At 74.1% G+C, this 2,443-nt stretch carries 2 protein-coding genes; both read right to left on the minus strand.

Features of this window, described 5'->3' with window-relative positions:
- Window positions 1-25: 25 nt before the first annotated feature.
- Complete coding sequence (locus tag KME75_RS40895) at window positions 26-388, minus strand: hypothetical protein (RefSeq protein ID WP_219420362.1); 363 nt, start codon at window positions 386-388, stop codon at window positions 26-28.
- Window positions 385-2,443 (minus strand): tyrosine-type recombinase/integrase (locus KME75_RS40900; protein ID WP_219420363.1); only part of this gene is annotated, 2,059 nt, incomplete at its 5' end. The genes KME75_RS40900 and KME75_RS40895, both read right to left, overlap by 4 nt.

Here is a 2,443-nt window from a genome sequence, read left to right on the forward strand (position 1 = left end):
GACCTGCTGTTCTTCGATTATCCGGCTAATCGGCGGTCTGCTTTCGCGCTGGCCGGGTAGGCGCCGTCGTTGTTTCGCGGCGTTTGAGCGCGCGGATTTCTTCTTCTTGGCGGCGGACTTTCGCCGCGACGGCGTCGAGGGCTTGGGTGAGGTTGTCGATGCGGTCGGCCAGGTTGGTGAGGGTGAGCAGTTCGCCGTGGTGGGAGCGGTAGCGGTCGATGATCGCGCGGAGTTCGCGGCGCCGGTAGCAGGTGGCGCGGCTGATCCCGCTTTCGGCGGCGACGGCGGTGAAGGTGATGTCGGCGCCGTTGGCGGCGAGGGCGTCGCAGGCGGCGCGGACCCGGTTGGTGTCGTTGCTGGGGTCGGCGGCGGGGTGGGAGTCGGTCACGGCGTCTCGGCGTGGGCGATCAGCTGGTCGAGCCGGTCGGCGAGGCGGCGGTGCCGGTCGGCCTCGTCGGCCCATCCGCGGCGCTCGGCATCCGCCGCCAGGGCGGCGGTGTCGGCGCGTTGGGCGCCGAGCACGGCCAGGAACCCGGCGTCGGTGCGGAAGTTGGGGCAGTGCTCGCAGATGTTGGCATAGGCGCAGGATCCCTGAGCCGGAGCGCGCAGGCAGAACCCGCCGGCCAGCCGGGACTTTATCGTCGGGGTGTTGTGCCAGTCGCCGCCGCCGGTGATGTCGGTCAGGGGCAGCGGCGCGCCGACCACCGGGCCGAGCGTGGGGCCGGGCAGCGGCGGGGCGGGCGTGCTGGTGGGCTGGGCGGCGGCGAGCGCGGCCTTGGCCTGGGTGAGCGCGCGTTCGTACTCGGCGCGCACGGTGGTGTCGAACAGCCGGCCGTAGCGCAGGCTCATCGCCGCGGAGACGTGCCCGAGCAGCTGCATCAGCGCCTGCAACGACACTCCGGCGTTGACCAGGGCGGTGGCGTAGGTGTGTCTCAGCGCATGCGGAGTGATCTTGGGGAGCCCGATGGTGTCGGCGGTGCGGGCGAGTTCCTCGCGCAGCGCCTGGGCGGAGACGCGGCGGCCTTGGTGAACGAGCAGGAACTCGGTGGGCCGGCTGCTGCGCGGGTGCGGCAGCGCGCGCCCGGGGGTGCATCGGGCGCGCCCGGGGGTGCGTCGGGCGACGATCCGGTCCAGCACGACGAGGGCCTGCTCGTCGATGGGCACCATGCGTTCGGTGCCGAGCTTGCCCAGCGGCACCTTCAGCCAGGCACCGTGCCCGTCGATCTCGTGCACGCAGTCCAGCTCGAGGTCGCGCAGCTCGCCGAGACGTAGCCCGGTGGCCCGGGTGAGCAGCAGCGCGTCGGCGTGCATCCGCGCGAGCGGGGTGGGCCCGGCCGCTGAGAGTTCTTCCAGGGCGGCGGTCAGGCGGCGGTCGGCGTCGGGGGGCAGGTAGCGCGGCAGTGGGTGTGGGACGTCGGGGATGTCTCGGGCGAAGATCAGCGTGCGGGTTGGGGCGGCGGGCCAGCCCCATTCGATGATCTCGGCGAGGAACTGGCGGACGGTGAGGATCTGCCCGCGCCGGTGCCCGATCGAGTGGGCCCGCCCGTCAGGGTGCCGGGCGGCGGCCAGCGCGGCCAGCCAGGGTTCGATGTGCGCGCGACGGTCCAGGGCGGCCAGGTCGGTGGCTGGCGGATCGCAGGCCGACAGGAAGCGGCCGAAGCCGGCCAGGTGGCTGGCGATCGCCTTGACCGTGGCCGGGGCGCGGGTTGCGGCGGCCTGGTTGCAGTAGGCCAGCAGCAGTGCGCGCAGCGGCTCGGCGACGCCGCTGTAGTGCCCGGCCGGCCCGGGTCGGCGCCGGGGATCGGCCGGTGGATCGGGCAGCACACCGAGGTGGAACAGCACCCGGTGGGCCGCGCAGACCAGGCCGCGGTCATTCGCCCAGCTACTGGCGTTGCCCTTCGTCTCGGCGCAGGCCCGGAACGCGGCCGCCAGCTCCTCGATGTCCGCCGCGGCGAGCCCGCTCAGCGGCCGGCCGGTCTGGATCAGCAGCCGCACCACGACCCGCTCGGCGGCGCGGCGGACGATGTGGCCGCTGTAGTCCAGCTCGGTGGCCGCGGCGGTGAACCGGGCGACGCCGGAGGCGAGCGGGCTGTGCGCGGCCGCGGCGAGCAGCCCGCCGATCTTGCGGTGGGCCAGATAGGGGTAACCGGGGCGGCACCGGCCGTGCAGCATCAGATAGGTCAGGAATGGGCGCTGGGCGCTGGTCAGCTGCAGCTGCGTGGCCAGGGGTTCGGGGGCGAAGCTGGCGGGGTCGGGCCAGCGGCCCAGGAATGCCCAGGCCGCGTCGCGGTAGCAGCGTGAGCCGCGCCCGTCGCCGGCCAACCAGGCCTCGTAGTCGGTGACCAGCCTGGCGGCGCCGGGGACGGCGGCGGCGCGCCGTTCAAGCCTCGGCACGTTGCTGTCCGCGTTGGCGGTCTCGGGCGGCGTCGTAGGCGGCGCGGAC

This window comes from Pseudonocardia nigra (assembly GCF_019396355.1).
Lineage (GTDB): Bacteria > Actinomycetota > Actinomycetes > Mycobacteriales > Pseudonocardiaceae > Pseudonocardia > Pseudonocardia nigra.